Source organism: Erythrobacter sp. JB1-4 (assembly GCF_057365025.1).
On the sequence record NZ_CP200292.1, the window covers coordinates 466,429 to 490,617 of the forward strand.

The window sequence follows — 24,189 nt, forward strand, 5'->3', positions numbered from 1 at the left end:
TTATGGATACCCCCAAACCGCTCCAGAAAATCGTGATCGTCGGCGGAGGCAGCGCAGGCTGGATGACGGCTGCGGCTTTGTCCGATGCGGTGGCGGGGTCGTGCGAGATTACTCTGATCGAATCCGAGGCAATCGGCACCGTCGGAGTGGGCGAGGCGACCATTCCGCCCATCCGTAATTTTAACCAGCGTATCGGGATCGATGAGGCGACCTTCGTCAAGGAAACTGCAGGCTCCTATAAGCTTGGCATTCAATTCGTCGATTGGTCGCGGTTGGGGCACTCCTACTTTCACCCCTTTGGCCAATATGGCGCAGAGTTCGATAAGGTCCCCTTCTACCATTATTGGATGCGCGAGAGCATTGCCGGGCGCATTGATGGCCCGATCGATGATTTCTCTATGTGCTGGGCCATGGCAAAGGCGGGCAAGTTTGCGCACCCAGAGGCCGACCGGCGCAAGATCCAATCGACCTTCGATTACGCGTACCACTTCGATGCCGGCCTCTATGCAGCCTTCCTACGTCGCCTGTCTGAAGCGCGCGGTGTCAAACGGATAGAGGGCCGCGTCACCGACGTAAGGCAGCGCGCCGAGGACGGCTTTATCGAGAGCGTAAGCCTAGACAATGGCGAGCGCATAAACGGCGAGCTTTTCATCGATTGCAGCGGATTTCGCGGGCTACTGATCGAGGGCACGTTAGAGGCCGGGTATGACAATTGGCAGCATTGGCTACCATGTGACCGCGCTGTGGCTGTGCCCTGTTCCAAGGCCAGCGAAATAGCGCCCTACACGCGCTCAACTGCAAAGGCGGCCGGTTGGCAATGGCGCATTCCGCTCCAACACCGCACCGGCAATGGCTATGTTCATTGCTCAGAGTTTATCAGCGAGGATGAGGCGACCTCCACGCTGATGGGATCGCTCGATGGCGAGCCGCAAGCAGACCCGCGCACGCTTCGTTTCGTCACGGGCAAGCGCCGCAAGTATTGGGACAAGAACTGCGTTGCGATTGGGCTGTCCGCCGGCTTTATGGAGCCGCTGGAATCCACCAGTCTCCACCTCATCCAATACGGCATCTTGCGCCTCCTCGCGCTCCTGCCAGACAGCGCCATGTCACCACTATTGGCTCAGGAATACAATCGCCAAACCACGGGCGAATATGAACGCATCCGCGATTTTCTGATCCTGCATTACAAGGCAACCACCCGCGATGATGCGGAGCTTTGGCGCTATTGCAGCGCGATGGATATTCCTGAGACGCTTGCATACAAAATCGACCACTTCCGGCAGCACGGCCAGCTTGTTTCAGATGAGCGCGAGCTCTTTGCAAACCCCAGCTGGATTGCGGTTTATCTGGGCCAGGATATCGTACCCCAGCGCGCGCCAGCAATCACGGATATGCGCCCTAATGTGCCGGTTGCAGAGCGCCTCGGCATGGTGTCACAAGCGATGGCAAGCGCAGTCGAAGAGATGCCGACACACGCGGACTTCCTCGCCAAGTTCTGCCCCTCCCCCATCGCGGCTTAAGGCGCAGCAAGAACAAAGCTGCGCGGCACAGCGCAGCGCAATACACCTGCATGGTAAATGCAAAAGGCCCGCTGTTGCCAGCGGGCCTTTCTTGATCGGTGCGACCCGAATTGGTTAGAAGTTTTTACGGATCGTCACGTTGAACGTGCGACCGTATACCTCATGACGGCTTGGGAATGTTCCGATGGTATCACCGCCTGGGCCAAACAGATCGTTCTGAGTCACAAACGGCTCATTGGTAAGGTTGAACACTTCGAACAGAATGCCGAGGTCTTTCAAAGCACCGCTATCGTTCTGGAAGGTATAACCAACCTGCGCATCGACAATCAGCTCGTTTTGAGCCTGCGCACCGCTTAGCGAGCCGTCGAAGTTCTGCACCTCAGAAAGGAAGCCGCTGCGATAACGCCCTGCAACTTTGGCCCTGAAGCCGTCCTTCTCGTAGAAGAGATCACCTGACCACGTGGTTTCCGAATAGCCCGGAATATCCAACGGGGTCATAGTCTGGTCTTCGATCTCAGCATCAGCATAAGTGTAGCTGAAGAAACCACCAAAGCCCTCCAAGGCCGGGGTGAAGTCGCCAAAATCAAGGCGGATGGTACCCTCAATACCGGTAATTGTCCCATCAGAGAAGTTCACAGGCCCGTTGAACACGCCTGTGGCGAGCTCTGGTGAGTTATTGAGGATGCTACCAAAACCAGCGTTGTTAATCGACTGCGTGAGGTCAACGGTTTCGCTGAAATCGATAATCCAGTCCGACAGGTCTTTATGGAACACCGCTACGATTACCGCTGAGCCCGGTGAGAAATATTTCTCAAACGAAACGTCGAATGAGAGCGAGTCGTAAGGCTGCAACAGCGGGTTACCGCCGCCAAGATTAAAGCAAACAAGCGACGGCGGATTGAATGCGATCGTTGTATCAGGGATCTGATCACCGTCGGTATCAGCACAGCTTTTTGGATTGGTGCCGATATTCTGGTTTGCAGCCAGTTGATCGAGCCGCGCACGCGTTACAGTCTTTGCTGCTGCCAAACGAATGAATGTGTCCGTCGCGACTTCAAAGCTAAGGTTCAAGCTTGGCAGCCAGTCATCATAGCTCGCCTCCACCGTGTTCACGAGGCCAGCGCCAATTGTACCGGTTGAGCTTTGCTCTGTGTCGGCATAGCGAAGGCCAATGTTACCGCGCACCGGTACACTGCCAAGATCGCCATCGATGTTGGCTTGGATATAGAAGTTATGGACCTGTTCATTCACCACCCATTCGGTGTCGAATGTCGCAGGCTCAACTACATAGGTGCCATCGGTGAGGAAGCTTGATGGGTCATAGGCCAGAATATTCTGACCCAAATTCCCAGTGTCAGTCGTGCCCACAATTGCGCCAGTTGGAACGGCTAGAGCACCGCCAACAAATGCAGGTGATGCACGCAGGAACGCTTCGTTTGAATCGAAGTCCTTCTCACGGTCAGTATAAAGCCAGCCAACCCGCACATCTGAGAACAGACCGCCATCAAACTCCCACTTGGCTTCGGTGCGCAATTGGTGGAGTTCATCATTGATGCGTGGACGCTTGATAAAGCCGACCTGGCCCCAGCCCCCCGGATCGGTAAGCAGGACGTTTGCTGGGTCGGTGTAATCAAGCAGGCCGTCGATCGAATATTCACCGTTTTCTGCGAAGGCGAAGTTCAGCGTGTCTTGCGCACCGGAACGTGCAGCACCGGTTCCAGCATAGCTCTCAAAGTCGATGTCATCGCGGTCGAGTGTAGAGAAACCATAATCGACCATCAGGCTCAGATTTTCAGTCAGGCCAAATTCTGTGTTCGCGCCAATTGCGAATATCTGTGCTTCGTTTCCTTCGGTATCGGTCCGCAGGATCGGAACAACAGCCGAGTAGCTAGCTGTGTCAGCGAACGGACCAGAACCGGTTGCGCCTTCGAATTGCGCACCACTCCATGACGCGATTGGCGTTTCCGTGCCGCGGAAAATACCGGAATCTTGCGTGTCAGTGAAAAACGCATCGATCATGAGCGAGAAGTCCTCGCTCGGATCAAATTGCAACGAGCCCGCGATAGAAGTCCGCTCAAAATCACGGCTCACCGCACCTTGGCGCGGGTTATCAGATGGGTAGATCAGGCCGTTCGCATCGCGCGAAACCTGAAACTGGTTCGTTTTCAACTCGCGTGAGATGAAGTGCGTTGGGTTCGACTGGTGCGTTGCGCCCAGTGACCAACCTACAGTGCCAGCATCGTTCTGATCGATGTATGACGCAAAGAAACGGTAGCCATCATCGGCGAAGTCCGGGTTGCGCGAGCCGCTGTCATTGTAAACATAGGTTCCCGAAACACTTAGCTGCGTGTCATCATAATCAAGCGGGCGAACGGTGCGAAGGTCAACCGCCCCTGCGATGCCAATCGCCGCCAAGCTCGCGTCACCGGTTTTGTAGACGATGCCTTGCGCGACCAGCTCTGATGGGAATTGGTCAAACTCAATCCCGCGATTGTTGCCCGCCGATACGACTTCGCGTCCATTGAGAAGTGCAAGCGAGAAATCAGGGCCAAGACCGCGGATAGAAATCTGTTGCGAACGGCCACGAACACGCTGCGCGGTTACGCCAGGAAGACGTGCCAGTGAGTCAGCGATAGAAAGGTCAGGTAACTGCCCCAAGTCTTCTGCTGAGATCACCTCAACGATCGATGTCGCATCACGTTTTGCTTGCAACGAGTTTTCGATGGCTCCGCGAAGGCCGGTCACGACGATAGTGTCACCGTCTGTTTCTGCGACATCTGCACCCTCGCCATCTTGTGCGGCAGCAGGCGCAGCCATTGCCACGAGCGCGAGCCCGGTTGCAGCCCCAGAAAGCAAGCGAGCATTAGCGGTGAAACGCTTCAATCCCATAATCATGTCCTCTCCCAATCGCGTTGCGATTTTTTGCATTTTTGCAGTTTTTTTCATAGCCTGGAAAGTGGCGTGAGTGGAAGAGGAAAATTGCGCAAATCCACCAAGGCGAATTTTCGAATTTTAAGCGTTTGCTTTCAGTAGTTTATTTCTAATCTCGCGCGGGGAGAATTGCCCCTCCCCTCCCTTAGGGCGCGCAGTGTGGCGGCATGGTCACACATATTGGGCGGCGCGCTGTCAAAAATTTGCACAAGCCCATCCGAATTGCTGAGCAGCGCTAACCGAATTGATGTTTTTTCTGTTATTTTTTAATGCACTAAGTCACAACCTTGGTGATTGGGGGTGAGTTTGATATCCTTCAGGACGACACACAAGTCGACTTGGGATAGCTTCAGCAAATGAATGATTGGCCAATTTCATTGGATAGCATGAGGCGCGGGAGCTTTTCTCAATCAAATCATACATATATTGAAGTTTCTGACTTCATGAAGACCCCCGAAATCGCGATCAAATTTGCATCTTTGCAAAAATTTGCAAAGATCACTCCGCAATATCCTGGGGTCCGCGCGCTAGTGCCTCAGTCTGTATCGATCGTGTGGCTTGAGCAGTTGTCGCCAGTTTTGGACAACAGCTTTGTGACTGCACCTAACGGGTGGGAAATCCAGGCTTGGTTTTCTCTTGTGACAGCGCGTCCCGAAGAGCTCATCGCGATGCAGCGTTTTCCTCATGTGGATGGCACCGATCCCAACCAGATCGCTATGATGCTCTATCTTCACAACACCGGCCACGGCGGCACGGGCTTTTTTAGGCATCGTTCAACGGGGCTGGAGGCGCTCACCGACGAGAATTTTCCCGCTTATCGCACGGCACTGCACAATGACGTTGCGCACTCAGGCCTGCCTGAGGCTGCATATGTTCAAGACGGCCTCCCGTATTTTGAAAGAATCTACAAAAGCGAGGGGGCTTTCAATCAGGCGATATTCTACAGAGGCAATTTACTGCATTCAGGCATGATTGCGACCGATGAGCCCTTATCCCCTGATCCCAGGCATGGGCGCCTTACCATAAATGCCTTTTTCCGCCCCATTTCATGACGCAAGAGTACAAGCTTTGAGCGATACAAATCCCCAAACACCACCCCAAAGATCAGGACCAAGTAGACTTGTTATTGTGGGCGGAGGCACAGCAGGTTGGATTTGTGCAGCTGCCTTCGCGCGGCTTATGGGCAAGGCAATCGATATCGAGTTAGTGGAATCAGACGCTATCGGCACAGTTGGTGTCGGCGAGGCCACTATCCCGCAGATTATCCGCTTGAACACGATCCTTGGCCTTGATGAGCAAGACTTTGTCAAAAGAACACAAGGGACGTTCAAGCTCGGCATTGAGTTTGTCGATTGGGGCGAGATCGGTTCAAGCTACCTCCACACCTTTGGCGATGCCGGTATCAACCTTGCGAGCGTCCCGTTCCACCAATATTGGGCGCGCGCCGCAGCCAAGGGGCACGATAAAGACCTGTGGCATTATTCGCTACACAAGGTCGCGGCAGATCAGGCGAAGTTCGGGAAGCTCGACCGGGTCGGCAACACGCCCATGACGGGTCTTGCCTACGCCTATCATTTCGATGCGAGCCTTTATGCAGCATACTTGCGCGAGTTTGCGGAAGACAAAGGCGTCAAGCGAACCGAAGGGATCGTAAGCGCGGTGTCACGCGATGGTGAAAGCGGCGACATCACCTCAATCACGCTGGACAGCGGGCACGAGGTTTCTGGCGACTTCTTTATCGACTGCACCGGTTTTCGCGCGCTTCTTTTGGGACAGGAATTGGGGGTTGGCTATCAGGATTGGTCGCATTGGCTCCCCTGCAATAGCGCGCAAGCGGTGCCGAGTGAACGATTGGAAACACTGGTGCCCTACACCCGCGCAACAGCGAAACAGGCAGGCTGGCAATGGCGCATCCCCTTGCAACACCGCACCGGCAATGGTCATGTCTATTCAAGCGAGTTTATCTCGGATGAGGAAGCGGGCGACGTGCTGCTTGCAGGGCTCGACACAAAGCCTCTCGCGGACCCCCGCCCAATCCGTTTCACCACGGGCAGGCGCCAGCAGTTTTGGTCGCACAATTGCGTCGGCATTGGCCTTGCGAGCGGATTTTTGGAGCCGTTGGAATCGACCAGTATCCATCTCATCCAATCACATGTGAGCCGCCTTCTCCAGCTCTTCCCGAGCAGTCAAAACGCCGCAAAAGAGCGCGAGGAATACAACCAGCGCTGCGGAAATGAGTTTGAGCAGATCCGCGACTTCCTGATCCTGCATTACCACCAAACGAAGCGCGAGGACACTGAGTTCTGGCGCTATTGCAAGAACATGTCGGTCCCGGACAGCCTCACGCACAAGATGGAACTCTTCGCCTCAAGCGGGCGTGTGGGCCGGGATGCCGATGACCTCTTCCGAGAAGCAAGCTGGGTACAGGTGATGCTGGGCCAGGGTATCACCCCGCGCGGTTATGACCCCATGGCAAACGGCATTACCGATGACCAATTGGACGAATTCCTAGGCAATGTACGCAAATTGATTGAGCGGGCAGTGGAGCCCCTCCCACCGCATGAGGCTTTTCTAGCGCAGTAAAACCTAGGGTCGTAAAATGCTCAGCCTATGATCCGCTCGATCAACCAGAAGCTCCCCACCGTACCAATCGCATAGGTGGTGGTGGTCAAGGCTCTGCTTTCGACCAAATCGGGCGCTCGTCTGAGGCCTGCAAGGATCACCATGGTGATCGCAACCACAAGCAGCTGCCCGGCCTCAACCCCAACGTTGAAGGCAAACAGCGCCGCTGCAAGCTGCGTTTGCGGAAGGCCAATGTCGGCAAGCGCCCCTGCAAAGCCAAAGCCGTGCACAAGGCCAAAGCCAAAGGCCACCGCCCATGGGAAACGCCGGGTCAAAGTCTGGCGCTCTGGGTCTCGCAATACAATCGCGACCTCGACGGCGAGGAACACAATGGAGAGCGCGATCAGCGCTTCTACTGGGCGTCCTGGCAGCCCTGAATAGCCGAGCACTGTGGCCACCAGAGTGAGCGAATGGGCAACAGTGAACGCGGTCGCCGCCTTGATCACAGGCCACGGACTGCGGATCAAAAGCACCAGTGCGATCACAAACAGGAGGTGGTCCCAGCCAAACACAATGTGTTCTGCGCCAATGATGAAATAATCCCACAAGACGCTCAACGGTGATGGCTCAGCAAGGATCGTGGTCGATGGCTCGTCAGCGGTCAGGCGGAAGCTTTGCGTTGGCGCATCTATTGGAATGTATCGCGCGATGGCGTCCGATTTGCCGAGCAGCTCGGATAGCCCAAATGCACCGCCTGCCGGGTCACCTTCGCACACGATGCTGGCACGTCCCATTAGGGCGGCCGATTGAATGCGCTGGACGGCGTCGCCCTCAATCGCGCAATTGTCAGGGATCACCGGCTCCAAGCGATCCGCAAGCAGGCCAGCACTGCCCACCGAAAGCGTCACCTTCCAATCGAGCGTATATTGCCCCTTTTCCACCTCACGCATTTCCACAACCGACGGGCGCAATTCATGCGCGCTGAGCGGTAGGGCGATAAGAAGTGTGAGGAGGCCGATCAGCCAGCGCAGCATGGGTCTCACCGGTCGACGTCGATGCGGTAGGCGCTGCTGAGCGTTTCAAAGGCTCGCTCTTTGCGCGCTTTAATCTCAGCATTGCGCCAGTCGTTTGCGATGGACACTCGCAAAGCATCAAAGTCGGGCTCAGGCACTTCGCGCGCAGTCAACCGAACCAAGTGCCAGCCAAAGCCTGAGCGGATGGGCCCTTGCCAACTGTCAAGCGGGTCTAGGGCGCGCAGGCCCGCCGCAAATTGCTTGCCAAAGCGGGCTTCGACATCGCGCATGGGCTCGGACATATTGGCAGGCAGGCTGGATGCATCGCCCTTTGGCGCGCTGCCGCCCAATGCCGCGTTCGCCTGCGCCTCGCTTGAAAACACCGCCTGATCAAAAGTCACAACCGCATTTGCCGAAGCTTCATCGGTGTAGAGTTCAGGATTGTCGGCAAGGAACTTGCGCAAGACCTCGTCCGAAGGCTCTGCAGTTTCGGCGGCTAAGCTTGCCGAGAGGTCCATTTTGGACACCAGCCGCCTGCGCACAATCGCATCGCTTTCGTCAAAACCAAGCCGCAATGCCTCGCGGTAAAGCACCTCTTCGCGAACGAAGGCATCAATCGCCAAGTCAAGCTCTGCATCGGTGGGCGCACGCCCCATGGTCAGCGTCCAGCTTTCGGCTATCTTCTCTGTCTCCGCGGCCCCCACGCTGATCACCCGGCTCGAGGGATCAGGCGGATTGCCGCCCCATGTCAGCGCAACGTAAAGCACAGCGCCAAGCGCAGTGAAATGAACGAGCGGCTCGCGCGTCCAAGCAGGTAAATTCATCTTACTTTGCCGCTTTCAACCAGATAGGCGAGGTGTAGGCCCGCTCCTGCGCCACAGCATCGGCCATGGCATCCTCGGAAAGCGTGATCCCAAAGCGCACCGCATCAAACAATGTCCAACGCGGCGTCGGGATCTCCAGAACGCGCACATAATAGAACGGACGTTGGCCCACTTGGTAATCAGGATCGGTCCAAGTGGTGCGCAGTTCCGCTGCGCCTATGTCGTTGGTGTAGGTCGCATCCTCGCGATTCACTGTGTCGCCCACAGAAGGCACTTTTCCGCCCGACTTGCGGCGTGCATCCATGTCGCTCCACACTACGTCGTAGACTTGCTCTTGCATTTCGCCAGAGCTGTCCAGCCAACCTTTGATGACCTGAACACGGTCAAGGTTAGCCCCGTCGGGGTCTTTCATCGCGCTGATGAGGAAGCTTGGCGCTTTGCCTTCGTCGGTCAGCTCGCCGCCCATGGGAACGCCTTCGGTATAACCTTTGCGCACCCAGTCGCCATCCCAATCATCCGCGGTAAAACCAAAGCCGCCGAACACCCGGACGCTCATGCGTGGACCGGTGGTGGCGTAGACTTCGCGGCGCGCAAACGCATCGAAGATTTCGGCGCGGGTGTTGCCCCGTGCCCAGGCCGCTGCGTAGCCGCCTGCAAGGTAATGCCAGCCAAAACGCCCCTCACGTGTGCCAAGGTTTTGCCCGACGATCGAACGGTCGGAGTAGCTTTGCTCATTTCCGGTGTGCTTGCCCCAGAAATTGTCTTCATCACCCGTTGCAAGCGAGGTGTGGCTGTCGGTCGAACCGATCATCCCAAAGGCGTAGGGGTTCACGCCAAGCTGCTGTTCAAGCGTAAGCCCGCGCAGCAATGCCGAGCGCGCATAGGAGCCGGCATACATCGAAGGCTCGGTCTTCTCGCTCAAAGACAGATTGCCAAAGTCCCAGCCTTGGACGCCGAAACCGGCCATCTCATCATTGGGAGAAAGGTAAGGGTGGGTCTCGCTGTCGCCCTTAATCTGGGTCGCCTCAATCACCGGTTCAGCCCACGCGCGAAGGGCAGCGTATTCCTCGGTCATGGGCGAACCATCTTCCATGGTCATTTGCCACATCATACCATTGGAAAGGTTGCCATTGTGCGGGATCGCCAGAACCCGGCCGCCCGTCTCTGCCTCATAATTGCGCATATATTCCCACAGCTGGGGCGCTTTGGTCTGAAGACCGGGAAAAGGCACAGTCTGGCGCGTCTTATCCGAGCCATCGCGGAACATGACCACCCGGTGCAAATTGTTGCCATTAGGCATGGCGGTCCACTCATAGCCGGCAAGCGCAGTGAACACGCCCGGCTCATTGTAACGATCAAGAACGGAAAGCTGTGTGTTCCAAATGTCCTTAGTCGCCTCGGCTGCTGCCTCTGGATCGGCCATTGCCTCTGGCACACGGTCTTCGGCGGCGGCTGAAATGAGCTCACCGATAGCCTTTGTCGATTGCTCTGGGCTTTCGTGCATCATGTCATACCAGCGAAGCACGGTCTCATCGCCAATGACCCAATTCACATACCAGCGCGGCGCATCATATAGGCGACGGGTTGCGCCAAGTGCGTCGGAGTGGTCAGCGATAACGAGGAAGTCGAGCGGACGGGCAAGCTGGGTGTCTGCACCGGTCGTGGCGGTGACGGTTTCCCCACGCGCGAACCTTAGCGCCGCCTCTGGGCCAAGCCGAGTACCAAAGCCAAACGCATCGACCGAGTTATCGGTGTGAAGGTGGGTGTCGCCCCAATAAGGGCGGTCTGGAAACTCTGCCAGTTCGATGGTGTCAGTGCCATCGCCCGATGCTTCCGGGCTTGCCTCAGGCCCATCACCCGAACACGCTGCCACACCAATTGCCAAAATGCTTGCCATTGCAAGCGAGCCAAAACTCCCGCGCATCAGCCCTCTCCCCGATCTGTTTTTTTCGGCGCGACCATTGCTCTCGAATGCCGCTGCGTCAAGCTTGACGCTTCTGACAGGGACCGACCAACCTCACGCATTTGGCGAGCGGGTTCTTGTATTTCCAATTGGTGTATTTGTACGCGCATCCCAAAATGAGAAAAAATAAAAATCGAGAAAATAAAAGTAATATCTCAGTTATAACAATATTCACAGATTCTCTACTTTCACAAGAATACCTTCATCAATATCCTTATAAATACTCGATGCAAATTATTGCTTCATCAAAACAAATTTGTCGTTCGAAGAACATATTGGATTGTGCGGCATCGCCACAGGTGAACTTGGCCCAGCCGCGATCGCTTTGGGTGCATCCATAGTGGGATCGGTCGTGGGCGGAGCAGCGGACTTCAAACTTAGCGGGTATGCATGGGAGACCAGAGACGCCGACAATTACACCGTTAGCGAAGACATGCTTGATTTCTTTGCAACCTCAGCGCTCGGATAAGGCGCTTTTTCACGGCGTGTTGCCCTGTGCGCATGCTTTACACAAATCAATTTGCCCAATGCGCCTAAGCCGTGTTAGCCCTGAAGGCATGCACGCTGTCGCTCAGGCACGATAGCGAGTGGACTGGAAGACATTTTGAAAATTAGGATCGCGAAATGAAACTGAGACCTGCCCTCTTTCTAAGCACGGCTGCTTGCATGATCAGCGCATTGGCCATCACAACGGTAACGAGCGTAGAAAGCGTATCGGCGCAAACAAGCGCATCACAAGTCAAGCCAACCGATGTGAGCCGCATCCCGGTTGCTGAATTCGTCAAGTTCCAAAACATGCGCAGCATTCGCATTTCACCCAATGGTAAGAAACTTGCTTATCTTGCCGGGGTCGGTGGCCAATCTGTTTTGGTGATGCTTGACCTTGAAACCTATAAAGAGAAGCGCATTCTTTCTTCCGAAGAAAGCCGCGAAGAAGGTGACCGCCAGTTGACCGGCTTTCGCTGGGTCGGTGAAGATCACCTCCTTCTTACCGTAATTCTGAATGAAGATATCGGCTTTGGCGCGGGCGATTGGCGCCGTTTGCTGGCCTATGACGTGAACACAGGCAAATTCATTCAACAAGCATGGGAAGATATGGGCGGCGACGGCGGTTCGATCTTGCACGTTGACCATGAGAAGGGCGAATTTCTTCTCGAGAAGGTCAACGTGGCAGACAACACCAGCCGCAAAGGCTATCCCGAAGTGGTCAAAGTCGACATTACGACTGGTGAGACCAAACGGGTTCAGCGCACCAACCCGGTTATCCGCGGTTGGGCCGCAGATAGCGAAGGCGTCATCCGTGCTGGCTTCAACAGAAATAGCAAAAACGGCAAAATCCGCATGCTCTTCAAGCCTGAAGGCGAGCGGAATTTAAAGACGGTCTATAATGAGGCGGATGCGACCTTCACTGAGACGCTCCCTGCGCCTTCCATGTTTATCCCGGGCACCAACTACGCCTACACCATCTCAAACCACGAGGGCGTCGATAAACTCTACAAGCTCGACATGACGACCATGCAAACCGTCGAGACTGTGTTTGAGACCGAAGGGTTTGATGTTCAGGGTCTGCGCACCGCAGACAACGGCGGGAAACTTCTTGGTGTCAGAACCTTCGACGGATCATATGACACCGCGTGGATCGATCCAGAGATGAAGGCCATCCAAAGCGATCTCGATTCCAATTTTGGTGAAGATCAAACCAGTATCATCGATTGGTCAGATGACCTTAATATGCTGGTTATCGGACTTGGTGGGATGACCAATAACCCAGGCTACTTCCTCTGGAATCGGACCACGGGCGACTTCCAACTCCTTAGCTGGGGGCGTGTCGGCCTTAAGGACGCACCGCTCAATCCGGTTAAGGCGGAATGGTACACAGCAAGCGACGGCATGAAGATGCAGGCGATTGTAACGTACCCGCGCCACCGGATGGGTGAGAAAAATCTTCCCGTCGTAGTGATGCCTCACGGCGGTCCTTTCGGTGCCATCTCAGCGACCAATGGCGGCGAGCCTTGGAACCAACCACTCGCTGAAATGGGCTATGTTGTGGTTCAACCAAACTACCGGGGCTCGGGCGGATACGGCAAAGAGTTCGTCGCTGTCGGGCGTGAACCAGGCGGTTACGGCAAGCGTATGCAAGACGATCTCAACGACGTGCTGACATACTTTGGAGCCCAAGGCATCATCGACCCAAGCCGCGCTTGCATTATGGGTTGGTCCTATGGCGGCTATGCAGCCGCACGCGGAGCCGAGCGTGATCCCAATGTCTGGAAGTGCGCTATCGCTGGCGCTGGCGTTTACGACATGCCTCTCATGAACAAATGGGATGAAAAGAACCTTGGCCGCTTTAGCCGCGGGTTCCAGGCAACGTCAGAAGACCCATCGGGTATCTCGCCTGCTCGCAACACGGATGGCGCGTGGTCTCCCATTTTGATCGTTGCCGCCGAGCGTGATGCGCGTATTCCAATGGAGCAAGCTGAAGTTCTGGTGCGCAATCTTAAGCGCTCAGGCAAAAAAGAAGGCAAAGACTTCAAATACATCGTTCAGGAACAAGGCACTCACAACCTGCCGTATGATGACGTCCACATCCAGTGGATTGAAGAGTCGTACAATTGGCTTGAGAAATACAACCCTGCCTATATCGAAAGTGATGAGAGCCAAGCTCCTGAAATGCTAAAGATGTAGGGCTAAGGCTGCGACATTTGTTTGACGCTTTGCCCTTGGGTTGGGCGTCAACACAACGCAAATACACCGCTCAAGCGATACCCTCGCTTGGGCGGTGTCATTTTTTGGGAAGCCGAACCTTCGGCTAATCCGATTGCGTAGTGGCCATTGAAAGAGCAAACTCAAGCGCTGGATCGCGTCCCGCTCTAAACGCCTCAACCGTCATATGGGCGTTAAAATCGGGGCTTATGCCAAGCCCTTTTTCAAACTCGCTCACATTGTTCATCATAAAGAAGAACGGGAGCCGCATGCGCACACCGCTTTCCGGCAGTGTGAGCGTGAATTGCAGGCCGGCCGTCACTCCTTCGGCGCTTCCCCCCGTCTTCTCTCCCACCAAAACTGCGCGGTCCAATTCCTTGAGCCAAGCGCTCATATTGGTGCTGCCCGAAGAGTTGGTGTCGCTCGTTAGTACGATCAGCTTGCCCCTAAACGCGTATCTAGCAGGGCTCACCGACTTCAAATCCGAGCTCACAAAGCGCCTGAGCGCATAAGTACCGTCGTCATTCTTCGAAAAGCCCAGCGGATTTGGGTCAAGCGCGCGGCTGTCCCACGTCCACAAATGCGGTCGAATACCGTCAAGGTCGAGCGTCTTTGCTCGCATCTCCTTCATAGGCCGGTACTTCGCCTCAAGCAGGTTAGCGAGCAGCTCATATTGGGCATCGCCTGATCCCCCGCCGTTCAACCTGAGATCCAGAATAAGGGTCTTAATCCCCTCTTGCCGAATTGCCTTAAACAGAGGCTGGAAAATGTCCTTGGGCTTCACCGGATCACGGTAGTTCACAAAAGTATCGACGCTGAGATAGCCCACTTGCTCAGCGAGTGTTTCGTAGGTCACCGCATCTTTGAAATTAGCCTCACTCTTGCGGCCAAGGCCCGACCACTTAGCAAAACTGACGCGAGGAATTGAGACATCGCGTTCCTCTCCGCTCTCGTTTTTCAGCGTAACTTTGGCCACTTCGGGAATTTCCCACAAAAGCGCGCCGAAATGATCGACGCCGCCACCCATGAATTCAAGCGATTGGCTGATGCCCGACCGCCGGGACCAATCGGTGTATCCATCAACGGGAATATACGCGGAAACCTCTTGGACGATCTCCCCTAGCGGCCTTCCATCAATCGCGATGATTTCCTCACCGCGGGTTGCGTTGACGCCGTCCCCTACGCTGTCGATGATACCGCGTCCCTCAATCCACTCCCAGCGCATAGGAAGATATAGCGGCTTACCTTTACGCGCCTGACGCATGGCACGGGGGAGCTCTGCTTTAGTGTGGTCGCAGCGGATCTGTGTGAGAACACGGTTTACAGCCAGATAAAAATCACCAAGCGGCATTCCGCCATTGTCTTGCGCGGTCTGGCGAACAGAAGCCCATGCATCTCGCATTTCAGCTTCGCTAGCATAGCGGGTATATCCAGGATGGACGCGCGAGAACGCCTCTTCTGCCAGAGCAAGATCAGTAGCCACCTGCTCCGGGGTCATAATCGCATCAGCGGCAACATGATCACGCTTTTGGGGCTGAACCTGTGCTTCGCTGCCCGAAAAAGCAGCAAACAAAAGCGTGGCACCAGCAGCGAGTGAGGCAACGGATAGAATGAGTTTCATCGGCAATCTCCTAGTCCCGCTTTACTGGCACGCACCAGCAAGTCTCATCGCCTCAAATCAGGCGACGGCCTCGAATTTTTATCATTTGCGTTGGACGCCATATGTGTCCACTTACTTGGACATAAGCTGTTTCCGATACTCGCTTGGACTGAGATTGGCATATTGCTTAAAGGCACGGTTAAAGCTCGCCTTTGAGCCGAAGCCAACCACCAGAGCAATCTGCGTCAAGGAGCGTTCGTCGCCCGCTTCGATCAGCTCTTTTGCATATTCCACCCTGAGCCGGTTGATAAAGCCGTTAAAATTGTATCCTAACCCCTCATTTATGGCACGCGAAAGATACACATGGTTCATCCCATAGCGGCGCGACAATGACTGCAGTGACAATTCAGGCTCAAGAAACCACTTTTTCTCAGACACTTGCGCTTTCAGCTTTTGCCCTTCAGCAGCCCAGTCCTTGATTGGCGGGGCAACAGGCGCCTCGCCCGCATCATCCTTGCTATCGCTCATTTTGGGATAGGGGCTGTTGATACCAATCAATGCTTCAAGCGCGATCACGAAGATCAAGAACAGCGCTGCAAAATCCCACGCATATGCATCAAAAAAGTCGAATTCGTACCAAGCCGAAACCACGGTCTTCGCGATCCAAAACAGCGAGGTGAAAATCATCAAAGCAACAAGGTGACCGAGCCAGCTTGCATCAAACTGTTCCCCATCGGCCTGATTGTCGCTGAGCCAGTTGAGATAACGACGCCGCAGCCGCCAGACATACCCCATGCAGGCGGCAATCATGATCCACGTCAGAATTGTCACGGCTGGAAATATGTAAGGTAAGTAAACAGCGCGGCCATAAGCCCATTTTTGCGATGCATCGCCAAGCATGGTGAAGGCCCAAAGTTGATAGAAAAGATGGATCACACCGGGCAATAAAAGCCACCAGAACCGCCCGTTGGGACCCGAAACCATCAAGAAACGGGCGTGAATTAGAATGAGCGGAGCAAGCAGCAAATAGGTTTCTGTGGGCAAAAACGTGAGACCGGGCCAGATATCATACGCCCCGGCAAAGCCGATCACGGTGGGTATGGCCGACACACAGGCAAGGATGACGAAAGCGGCAAAAGCGGCGCTGGCCCTGGGCTCGATCCGGCGGCGCATCAAAAAGATTGCCGCAAGGCTTGCGCACAGCATGATTGACCCGGTCAAGGTCGACCGCCAGTTTAGCGCTAACTGCTCAAATCCATCTGGCATTTTAGTGCAATCGTGTCTCGTAAAATGGGCTTTGGCAAAGTGCTAGCGATGGCCGATCAGTGGAGCGTCTCAAATCTAGAAAATCTGGAAGGTTTTGCCAGTTTTTATGATTTGCATCGCAATACTTTGGCACGCTGCTTTTGAGCCCCCTTTGCCCCAGCGCCCTCACCTCGCAGGTCCCATTGCATCTTGCGCCCTTAAAGGCACGTGCTTCTTCTACCCTTTAGGGCATACCAACGCGCAGGTTACCGGGGAAGCAAAGCAATGGCCTTGGGATCCTATTCGATAGTGGTCGCCTGCCAAAATTACCCCCGCTCGCGAGCCACAGTATCCGCCTATTGGAATTTTCCGAGGCCGTGGTTCGGCTTTTGCTGTTTTCAAGACTAAGCCGCAGCCATGCCAACAGCACTATTCAACAGTATCCGGTGTCAGCACCCACAACACAATTTCCTCATCATGTGTAGCACCTTGGGAGCAGTATCGTGAGTATGAAACTCCCCCTTTCCGGCTACCGCATCATCAGCGCTGAGCAATATGGTGCAGGTCCCTATGGCACGATGCATCTGGCACAATTGGGTGCAGAGGTAATAAAGATCGAGCCGCCGCGAAAGGAAGGGCCCAATAATACCCGCAGCGGTGGGGACACCGCGCGCGCGGTGGGACCTCATTTCCTGCGCGAGGCAGAAAGTGTCTATTTCCATGCGTTTAATCTCAACAAGAAATCCCTGACGCTTGATCTTCGAAGCGAAGAGGGCCGCACGATCTTTGAAAAGCTTGCGGCAAGCTCACATGTGGTCGCGAACAATCTGCGCGGTGATCTGCCGGAGAAATTGGGGCTTACCTACGATCACTTGAAGAAGCTCAATCCAGCCATCGTTTGCGCACACTTGTCTGCCTATGGCCGCGATAATGAGCGGGCGGCGCGGCCCGGTTATGATTTCCTGATGCAGGCCGAGGCCGGGTACTGTTCTGTCACAGGCGATCCGGGCGGTGATCCTGTGCGCATGGGGCTTTCCATGGTCGATTTTATGACGGGCACGATTTTCACGATTGGCTTGCTAGCGGCGCTTGTTGATGCCGAGCGTACGGGCGTTGGGCGCGATGTGGACACGGACCTGTTTGCAGCAGCCCTTCACCAAACAAGCTATCCCGCGCTATGGTACATGAACGCAGGCGATGAGACCGGCAAAACCCCGCGCGGTGCTCATGCAAACGCGACGCCTAGCCAGATGTTTAAAGCATCAGATGGGTGGATGTTTGTCGCATGCCAACTTCCTAAGTTCTGGGATTTGTTGGTGGAGCGGATGGAGCTGCAAGAGCTTGCAAGCGATCCCAAATTTGCCACCAATGCTGACCGATTGGCCAATCGTGAGGTTTTGACACAGGCACTGGATCGTGAGTTTTCCAAACAATCCATGGCCCATTGGTGTGAGCTTCTCGAAGGCTATGTGCCGGTGGCGCCCGTCTACACGCTGGCCGATGCGCTGGATAACCCTTGGGTCGACACGATTGGGATGCGCGACAGTGTCGAGCACCCGGACCGCGATGATCTTCAAGTGCTGGCAAGCCCGATCAAGCTTGATGGAAAGCGCCCGCCCAACCGCGCGGGGCCCCTGCTTGGCGCAGACAATGACGATATCTTAAGCGACCTTGGGTTCGGCTCAGCAGAAATTGAAGCCTTCAAAAGCAAAGGGGTGATCTGACCCATGCCCACTATCACTGACATCATCCTTGCGCCTGCCATGGGATCGTTCTTCTACGATGATCAAGCCGCTATCCGCGCTGGCGCAGTGCATGACGGTTTCGCCTATGTCGGCCGGCCGGCCACCGCCGGGTTTGAGACAATCCGTCAACCCTCGCGCGCTTTGAGCATTGGCCTTGTTCTGGACGGCGGAGCAACCGTTTGGGGCGATATGGTGAGCGTCCAATATTCAGGCGCGGCGGGCCGCGATCCGCTGTTTGATCCTGACAATATTGCTTCTCTCACAAACGAGCATTTGCGCCCAAAACTGATTGGCAGGGACGCGGCTGAGGCGCTGGAGACCAGTCAAATCGCGCTTGAAGGTGACGATGCGTCAAGCCTTCCGCTCGCAATCAAATACGGCGCCAGTCAGGCGATTATCGCTGCTGCCGCCTATGCGAAGAACTGCACTGCGACCCAGGTGCTATGCAAGATTTTCAAGCGCCCCTTGCCCAGCGCGCCCATACCGATTTTCGCGCAAAGCGGGGATGAGCGTTATCTCAACGTCGATAAGATGATCCTCAAGCGGGTTGATATCCTCCCCCATGGTTTGATTAACTCAGCGGAGAAATTCGGTGAGCAAGGTGCGACATTCCTCGAGTATATACGCTGGGTCGCAAAGCGTGCTGATCAGCTGGGCGGCTCCGAATACCGCCCTCGCCTGCACTTCGATCTCTACGGATGGATCGGACTTGGTTTTTCTAAAGAGCCAGCCAAGGTCGCCGAGTTCATCGCAAGGTGCGCAGACGCAGTGCCGGAGTTTGAGCTGTTGATCGAAAGTCCGGTCGACTACGGTGACAGAGGAGAACAGATCGGACGCTATGCTGAGATTGTCGAGCATATCACAGCACTCGGCACATCAGGCAAGATCGTAGCGGACGAACACTGCAACACTTTGAAAGACGTGCAGGATTTCTGCGATGCGAAGGCGGCACATTTTATCCAAGTAAAGACCCCAGATGTTGGCAGCCTGCTCGATAGCGCGCGAGCAATTGAATACGCGAAAGACTCAGGCGTGGGCGCCTATTGCGGGGGTACGAGCGCGGAAACAGATGTGTCCGCACGCGCCTGTGTTCACGTCGCGCTGGCCATGCAGGCAGATATGATGCTGGCAAAACCGGGTATGGGAGTGGACGAGGCGATTTGCATTGTCGGCAATGAGCAAAGTCGCACGCTTGCCCAGATCAATGCGCGCAGGTGACTTGCAATGAGCGTATGCAAATTCGCCATACTGTATACTGAATTTGACGAACTGCGTGTCCACCACCTTGTACAATTCGCCAAATTCTCGTAACCGACACGTGGTTAGCGAGGCGAATATGGAACGAGGCGTACCTGTCAGAGCAATCAGTCGCGGATTTGCCGTCTTGTCGGCAGTGAGCCGCGATGGCCCGATCACACTGATGGGCATCTCTCGCAGCGCCAATGTCCCCTACGCCACGGCCTGCCGGGTGGTGCAAACCTTAATGCATGAAGGGCTGATTGAACGCGAAACAGGGCGAAAGAAGTACCGCGTCACTGCGCTTGTCCAATCGCTTGCGACCGGCTTTCAGCAAGAAGACATGCTCGCCGCTGAAGCGCGCCCGCATATGACAGAGCTATGTAAGAAAGTGGGCTGGCCGATCTCGCTTGCGACGCGGGTGGGAACGCGCATGATGGTGCGCGAATCGACCCACCAGATGACATCGCTCACCTTCACCAATTACTATCCCGGCTTCACTCTGCCGATCTCTGAATGTGCGACGGGCAAAGCGTACCTTGCGCATTGCGATGAAGAAGAGCTCGGCATGATCGAAGACGCATTTCAGGCGACTGACAGTGAAGCGGCGCAGACCGGCCTGCTGCTTTTGTCGGATGGAGTGGCTTTGGCAAAAATCCGCGAGGCTGGGTACGCTATGCAGGCGCGCAATTTGCACAATTTTGAGCCGGGAAAGACATCCTCGCTCGCAGTGCCGATCATGAGTTCAAACGGCAAGCTGATTGGCACAATGGCGCTGATATACTTCGCATCGGCGATCAAGCCCAATGAAGCAGCACAAGAATTCCTCCCGATGATGCAAGAAACCGCCCGCGCGATCAGTGAGACAGTGGGTAGCGATTTTGGTGGGCAGGAAAGCCACGCGGCTTAGCGCACGCTCTTAGCGTAAGCGCCTAGCCTAAGGAGGCAGCGGCGTGCTCTCCAGCAAGGCGGCCTAAAGTGGTCGCTGTCATCAAACCATTGCCAGCAAGATAACCATCAGCGCCCGGCCCTGAGATACCGCGCGCGGCTCCTCCACCGGCGTAGAGGTTGGGAAACGGTGTGCGATCTTCGCGAAGGACGCGGGCATTTTCATCGACTTCGAGCCCGCCTTGGGTGTGGAACAACGCCCCTGTCACTTTCACCGCATAAAACGGTGCCGCAAGCTTGGTTTTCCCGGCGAAGCTTCGTCCAAACTCATCCCGCTCACCGCTGTCCACCAAGTCCCAAGTCTGCTTAACCGAAGCCTCAAGCCCGCCCCCATCAACGCCGATCTGACCGGCCAATTCGGACAAGCTATCGGCCTTCACAAGGCATCCGGCGGACTTTGCCTGTTGGTAATCGTCAAACTGCTCCATGATAGCGTTACGGGTCTCATCATAAATGCTCCACGCAACGTGACCCTCTTGGCGAAGCACTTCTACCGCCTGTTCGGAATAGCCTGACGCTTCATTGGAAAAGCGTTTGCCAGCGCGGTTCACTTGAATGCCGCCCTCAACGATCAGCGGCCAAAGGATGGGGATGCCGTACCCTGCCGCGAGCCCTGCATGCCCTTGGTAAGCGCTGAGATCAGCCAAAGCCGCGCCCAGTTCCTGACCCCATTTGATCGCATGGCCCTTATTGCCCGGATGGCCGTGAAAAGTCGCGTTTTCGAGTTCAGGGATCAGGTCAGAGACCATTTCCTGATTGCCCGCAAAGCCGCAGCAGGCGAGGATAAGCGCCTCGCAGCCCACAACGTCTTCAGAGCCGTCAGGCCGGGTGCAGCTTACTGCGATGACGCGATCTTCGCTGTTCACGTAAAGCGTGTTGACCGTGCTTTCAGTAAAGAAATCAACGCCCGCACTCTCGCAAGCAGAATACAGCGCCCCCATCAATTCACCGCCCGAGCGGCTGGGCATTCCGTGCATGCGGCGCACAGAATGGCCCGGGTATGTGAACCCATCAACAAGGCTGAGTTCGAGCCCGTGTGTCTCAGCCAGCCAATCGATAGTGCGCGGCGAATGGGCAACAACATTGCGCACCATATCGACATCAACCGCACCTTTGGTCTTGGCAACAATATCGTCCACAAAGGTTTCGGCGCTGTCCTCGACCCCGGCTGCCTTCTGAATAGCGCTGCCCGGTGCAGGGATAAGGCCCGTGGACATGGAAGTCGTGCCCAAAGGCTGGCGGTCGCGCTCCACCACCAATGCGTCCACGCCACCGTCGCGCACAGCCAGCGCTGCACAAAGCCCCGTGCCCCCGCCCCCAATGATGATGACAGGCACGTCCATGATCGTTTCAACGGCGTCAGTTCGGATGATGGCAATCGGGTCCATTGCGGGTCTACGCTCCAAAGGTGAGGACGGGTTTGATGGCGGTCTTGTCTTCCATTGCCCTGAAAGCATCCGCGATCCGCTCAAAAGGGAAGGTCTTGATCAGGCGATCGACCGGCAGCGCGCCCTTCTCAAACTGATCAAGCAGATAGGGCAGGAATTGGTGGGGGACCGCGTCGCCTTCGATAATTCCGATGATATTGGTCGTCATAAAGGAGAGGCCGCCGGGGTGAGGGATCGGGTCCTCGAACCCGCCGGGAAGGGTCAGAACGCCCAAGGAACCACCGGGGCGAAGGCTTTGCAGGCTCGCCTCAAACGTAGGCTGCGCGCCCGCGGTATCGAGCACGGCAGCAACGCCCTCGGGCATGACCTCGCGGATGGAGGCTGCAATATCACCTTCAAAACAATGTGTCGCACCCATCTCGCGGGCCAGATCACGCCGCTCTTCGACCAAATCAAAGGCGATGATGGGCGAGCAGCCCAAGATGCGCCCGGCCATGACCGCTGAAAGCCCCACCGCCCCGCAACCGATTACTGCGAGAGGATAGCCCGCTTTGAGCCCAAGTTGATTGAGCACCGCACCCACCCCCGTCTGCACGCCGCAACCAAAGGGAGCTGCATCGACGAAGCTCACGCTATCGGGGATCTTTACTGCATTGCGCATAGTGACCAGCGCATGGGTCGCAAAACAGCTTTGCTGGAAGAACGCACCTCCAACCGCATCGCCATTAGGATGCCAAAGGCTGGGCCGATTGCTCGCGCGCATCCCTTCGATGTTAAGAGCAATCCCATCGACACAATAGGCAGGCCGACCCGACGAACAGACAGAACATTCCCCGCAAAATCCAAAGGTTGCAAGCACACGGTCGCCCACTTCGAAGTCTGTGACCGCAGAGCCGGTTTCAACGACCACCCCTGCCCCCTCGTGCCCAAAGACACGCGGCTCAGTTGACCACTGCGAGATGCCTATATCGGTATGGCAGATGCCCGCAGCTTTTACTTCGATGACCATCTCATCGGGAGCGGGATCATCTAGGGTCAATGGCCCTATCTCAGGAAGTGCGCCGCCACCGGGCGAAATCGCGGCAAGGATTTCGCGTGGCATCAGGGCGCTCCATGGCGCGCTTGAAAAGCCACCACGTCGTCCATGCCCAGCATCTTAGACATCTCTGCAAAATCAAACATATCGGCATGCTCGCTATTCGCATTGCCGCTGGCAAGGCCTTCGTAGAATTTCTGGGCAGCGCGTGCGGCGCTTAGCGGTGCGCCTGCCGGGTAGATGACGAGCTTTGCGCCCAACTCCTCATAACGCTGAGGTGAGAGAATAGGCGTCACCCCGCCGTGTGCAGCATTGAGCAATAGCGGCCGGTCGAGCGCGGCGGCTGCGGTGGCAATCTCCTCCTCGCTTTGCGGGCCTTCCAGAAAAACAATATCGGCGCCCGCTTCGGTGTAAGCCTGCAAGCGTCCAATCGCGGCCTCCAACCCCTCGGTCCGGCGTGCATCAGTGCGCGCGATAATCAGCATTTCGCCATCCGCGCGCGCTTCGAGCGCCACCTTGACCCGGCGCACCATTTCATCGGCAGGCACAGACGCTGCTTTACCCACATGACCGCAAATCTTTGGAAAGCCTTGATCTTCCAATTGGATCGCCGCAATTCCGGCCCTCTGATAGGCCTTCACCGCTCGGTCGAGATTGGTGAGACTGCCAAAGCCTGTGTCCGCATCGGCAATGATCGGAGTGGTGGTTTTGGCGGCAAACCGCGCGAATATCTGAAGGAAGTCAGTGGCCCCGGCGATGCCGACATCCGGCTCCCCCAAGGCAGAGGCCGCGTTCCAATAGCCAGAGGCATAAAGCGCCTTGAACCCTGCGCGTTGAGCGAGTCCTAAGCTCATATGATCATAAACGCCCGGCGCCGTTATGATGCCGGGCTTTGCCAGCATTTCGCGCAAGGCCTTCGCCGGATTTACCGTGTTCGTCATGAGCCCGCCAATACGGCAAGGTCCCGGTCAATCGTGGGGCGTGTTGCATTGCTATCCGTCAGGTGGAGGAAACACGCTTGATGGATCGATTTGTTGCGCCCCTGGTTTCACTCTCGCATCCAAAGTAGTATCAGGAGCGCTCCCAGTGGAAGAGCAGATCATGGAAGAAAACAAGGCGGAAACCGCAATCCCAGCCGAGCTTGGCGATGAGATCAATGGACGCGGACGCGTCTATTTCGACAATGTGGTGTTCGACAATATCCTCGATGCGATGCTTGAATTATCAGCCAGCGTTTGGGCGAACCATGACCGGGTGTTGGTGCTTGAAAAAATCCTCGAGGAGAAAGGCATTTCGGTCTCCCAAGAGATCGAGGCGCATATGCCAGACCCAGCCGAAGTCGCCGCCCGCGCAGCAGAGCGCGACGCGTTTGTAGAGCAAGTTTTCGGCGCTTTCCTGCGCCGCCCCACCCACAATATTGGCCAAGCCGTGGATCAGTCAGCAGATCAGGCCGCCAATACCGGACAGGAGTGATC

General features: G+C 55.9%; 18 protein-coding genes. 9 read left to right on the forward strand and 9 right to left on the reverse strand.

From position 1 onward, the window contains the following. Nucleotides 1-2: 2 nt before the first annotated feature. Entirely contained in the window at nt 3-1,520 is a 1,518-nt protein-coding gene (locus AC0V61_RS02165; protein ID WP_486155625.1) for a tryptophan halogenase family protein, read from the forward strand. A gap of 114 nt (nt 1,521-1,634) precedes the next feature. Here AC0V61_RS02165 and AC0V61_RS02170 read toward each other — a convergent pair whose 3' ends face one another. After that, nucleotides 1,635-4,466, reverse strand: a complete 2,832-nt coding sequence (locus AC0V61_RS02170; RefSeq protein WP_486155627.1) for a TonB-dependent receptor — start codon at nt 4,464-4,466, stop codon at nt 1,635-1,637. A gap of 428 nt (nt 4,467-4,894) precedes the next feature. On the opposite strand from AC0V61_RS02170, the gene AC0V61_RS02175 reads away from it, so the two are divergent. Then, nucleotides 4,895-5,503: a DUF6445 family protein gene (locus AC0V61_RS02175; protein WP_486155628.1), complete on the forward strand. Its 609-nt coding sequence runs from the start codon at nt 4,895-4,897 to the stop codon at nt 5,501-5,503. Nucleotides 5,504-5,519: 16 nt separating this feature from the next. Next, a complete protein-coding gene (locus AC0V61_RS02180; RefSeq protein WP_486155629.1) occupies nt 5,520-7,034 on the forward strand; it encodes a tryptophan halogenase family protein in 1,515 nt (504 codons plus the stop codon). Between the two features lie 20 nt (nt 7,035-7,054). Here AC0V61_RS02180 and AC0V61_RS02185 read toward each other — a convergent pair whose 3' ends face one another. From AC0V61_RS02185 to AC0V61_RS02195, 3 genes are read right to left on the reverse strand one after another with little or no spacing between them, the layout of a single operon-like run. Beyond that, nucleotides 7,055-8,047: a HupE/UreJ family protein gene (locus AC0V61_RS02185; protein ID WP_486155631.1), complete on the reverse strand. Its 993-nt coding sequence runs from the start codon at nt 8,045-8,047 to the stop codon at nt 7,055-7,057. Nucleotides 8,048-8,052: 5 nt separating this feature from the next. Continuing rightward, nucleotides 8,053-8,850, reverse strand: coding sequence for a peptidyl-prolyl cis-trans isomerase (locus AC0V61_RS02190; protein WP_486155632.1), 798 nt, complete (start codon nt 8,848-8,850; stop codon nt 8,053-8,055). A 1-nt stretch (nt 8,851) separates the two neighbouring features. Continuing rightward, on the reverse strand, nt 8,852-10,774 hold the full coding sequence (locus AC0V61_RS02195) for a DUF3604 domain-containing protein (RefSeq protein WP_486155633.1): 1,923 nt from the start codon (nt 10,772-10,774) through the stop codon (nt 8,852-8,854). 295 nt (nt 10,775-11,069) lie between these two features. Between AC0V61_RS02195 and AC0V61_RS02200 the strand changes: the two genes are divergently transcribed. Together AC0V61_RS02200 and AC0V61_RS02205 are read left to right on the forward strand one after the other, a co-directional pair. Next, on the forward strand, nt 11,070-11,282 hold the full coding sequence (locus AC0V61_RS02200) for a hypothetical protein (protein ID WP_486155634.1): 213 nt from the start codon (nt 11,070-11,072) through the stop codon (nt 11,280-11,282). Between the two features lie 155 nt (nt 11,283-11,437). Then, nucleotides 11,438-13,498 (forward strand): alpha/beta hydrolase family protein, encoded by a 2,061-nt coding sequence (locus AC0V61_RS02205; protein ID WP_486155635.1) that lies wholly within the window; start codon nt 11,438-11,440, stop codon nt 13,496-13,498. Between the two features lie 124 nt (nt 13,499-13,622). Here AC0V61_RS02205 and AC0V61_RS02210 read toward each other — a convergent pair whose 3' ends face one another. Beyond that, entirely contained in the window at nt 13,623-15,137 is a 1,515-nt protein-coding gene (locus AC0V61_RS02210) for a S41 family peptidase (RefSeq protein ID WP_486155636.1), read from the reverse strand. Nucleotides 15,138-15,248: 111 nt separating this feature from the next. Then, on the reverse strand, nt 15,249-16,337 hold the full coding sequence (locus AC0V61_RS02215) for a helix-turn-helix domain-containing protein (protein WP_486155637.1): 1,089 nt from the start codon (nt 16,335-16,337) through the stop codon (nt 15,249-15,251). A gap of 533 nt (nt 16,338-16,870) precedes the next feature. Between AC0V61_RS02215 and AC0V61_RS02220 the strand changes: the two genes are divergently transcribed. The 3 genes from AC0V61_RS02220 to AC0V61_RS02230 all read left to right on the forward strand — a co-directional run bounded on the left by AC0V61_RS02220 (nt 16,871) and on the right by AC0V61_RS02230 (nt 20,252). Beyond that, the gene (locus AC0V61_RS02220) at nt 16,871-18,085 is read left to right on the forward strand and encodes a CaiB/BaiF CoA transferase family protein (protein ID WP_486159431.1); all 1,215 of its coding nucleotides are present in this window, start codon (nt 16,871-16,873) and stop codon (nt 18,083-18,085) included. A 3-nt stretch (nt 18,086-18,088) separates the two neighbouring features. Next, the gene (locus tag AC0V61_RS02225; protein WP_486155638.1) at nt 18,089-19,324 is read left to right on the forward strand and encodes a methylaspartate ammonia-lyase; all 1,236 of its coding nucleotides are present in this window, start codon (nt 18,089-18,091) and stop codon (nt 19,322-19,324) included. Nucleotides 19,325-19,442: 118 nt separating this feature from the next. Then, nucleotides 19,443-20,252 carry an IclR family transcriptional regulator domain-containing protein gene (locus AC0V61_RS02230; RefSeq protein WP_486155639.1) on the forward strand — a complete coding sequence of 270 codons (810 nt, stop codon included), beginning with the start codon at nt 19,443-19,445 and terminating at the stop codon, nt 20,250-20,252. Between the two features lie 22 nt (nt 20,253-20,274). Here AC0V61_RS02230 and AC0V61_RS02235 read toward each other — a convergent pair whose 3' ends face one another. From AC0V61_RS02235 to AC0V61_RS02245, 3 genes are read right to left on the reverse strand one after another with little or no spacing between them, the layout of a single operon-like run. After that, nucleotides 20,275-21,678, reverse strand: coding sequence for an FAD-dependent oxidoreductase (locus AC0V61_RS02235; protein ID WP_486155640.1), 1,404 nt, complete (start codon nt 21,676-21,678; stop codon nt 20,275-20,277). A 7-nt stretch (nt 21,679-21,685) separates the two neighbouring features. Next, nucleotides 21,686-22,780: an NAD(P)-dependent alcohol dehydrogenase gene (locus AC0V61_RS02240; protein ID WP_486155641.1), complete on the reverse strand. Its 1,095-nt coding sequence runs from the start codon at nt 22,778-22,780 to the stop codon at nt 21,686-21,688. Further along, entirely contained in the window at nt 22,780-23,655 is an 876-nt protein-coding gene (locus AC0V61_RS02245) for an isocitrate lyase/PEP mutase family protein (RefSeq protein ID WP_486155642.1), read from the reverse strand. Before AC0V61_RS02245 ends, AC0V61_RS02240 begins: the two co-directional genes overlap by 1 nt. Before the next feature lie 145 nt (nt 23,656-23,800). Between AC0V61_RS02245 and AC0V61_RS02250 the strand changes: the two genes are divergently transcribed. Then, the gene (locus tag AC0V61_RS02250) at nt 23,801-24,187 is read left to right on the forward strand and encodes a hypothetical protein (protein ID WP_486155643.1); all 387 of its coding nucleotides are present in this window, start codon (nt 23,801-23,803) and stop codon (nt 24,185-24,187) included. Nucleotides 24,188-24,189 lie beyond the last annotated feature (2 nt).

Excerpts from the sequence above, each read along its gene's own strand:
- AC0V61_RS02240 (WP_486155641.1), bottom strand. The coding sequence starts at position 22,780 with ATGCCACGCGAAATCCTTGCCGCGATTTCGCCCGGTGGCGGCGCACTT.
- AC0V61_RS02195 (WP_486155633.1), bottom strand. The coding sequence starts at position 10,774 with ATGCGCGGGAGTTTTGGCTCGCTTGCAATGGCAAGCATTTTGGCAATT.
- AC0V61_RS02185 (WP_486155631.1), bottom strand. The coding sequence starts at position 8,047 with ATGCTGCGCTGGCTGATCGGCCTCCTCACACTTCTTATCGCCCTACCG.
- AC0V61_RS02210 (WP_486155636.1), bottom strand. The coding sequence starts at position 15,137 with ATGAAACTCATTCTATCCGTTGCCTCACTCGCTGCTGGTGCCACGCTT.
- AC0V61_RS02220 (WP_486159431.1), top strand. The coding sequence starts at position 16,871 with ATGAAACTCCCCCTTTCCGGCTACCGCATCATCAGCGCTGAGCAATAT.
- AC0V61_RS02165 (WP_486155625.1), top strand. The coding sequence starts at position 3 with ATGGATACCCCCAAACCGCTCCAGAAAATCGTGATCGTCGGCGGAGGC.
- AC0V61_RS02205 (WP_486155635.1), top strand. The coding sequence starts at position 11,438 with ATGAAACTGAGACCTGCCCTCTTTCTAAGCACGGCTGCTTGCATGATC.
- AC0V61_RS02230 (WP_486155639.1), top strand. The coding sequence starts at position 19,443 with ATGGAACGAGGCGTACCTGTCAGAGCAATCAGTCGCGGATTTGCCGTC.
- AC0V61_RS02245 (WP_486155642.1), bottom strand. The coding sequence starts at position 23,655 with ATGACGAACACGGTAAATCCGGCGAAGGCCTTGCGCGAAATGCTGGCA.
- AC0V61_RS02170 (WP_486155627.1), bottom strand. The coding sequence starts at position 4,466 with ATGAAAAAAACTGCAAAAATGCAAAAAATCGCAACGCGATTGGGAGAG.
- AC0V61_RS02235 (WP_486155640.1), bottom strand. The coding sequence starts at position 21,678 with ATGGACCCGATTGCCATCATCCGAACTGACGCCGTTGAAACGATCATG.
- AC0V61_RS02190 (WP_486155632.1), bottom strand. The coding sequence starts at position 8,850 with ATGAATTTACCTGCTTGGACGCGCGAGCCGCTCGTTCATTTCACTGCG.
- AC0V61_RS02175 (WP_486155628.1), top strand. The coding sequence starts at position 4,895 with ATGAAGACCCCCGAAATCGCGATCAAATTTGCATCTTTGCAAAAATTT.
- AC0V61_RS02225 (WP_486155638.1), top strand. The coding sequence starts at position 18,089 with ATGCCCACTATCACTGACATCATCCTTGCGCCTGCCATGGGATCGTTC.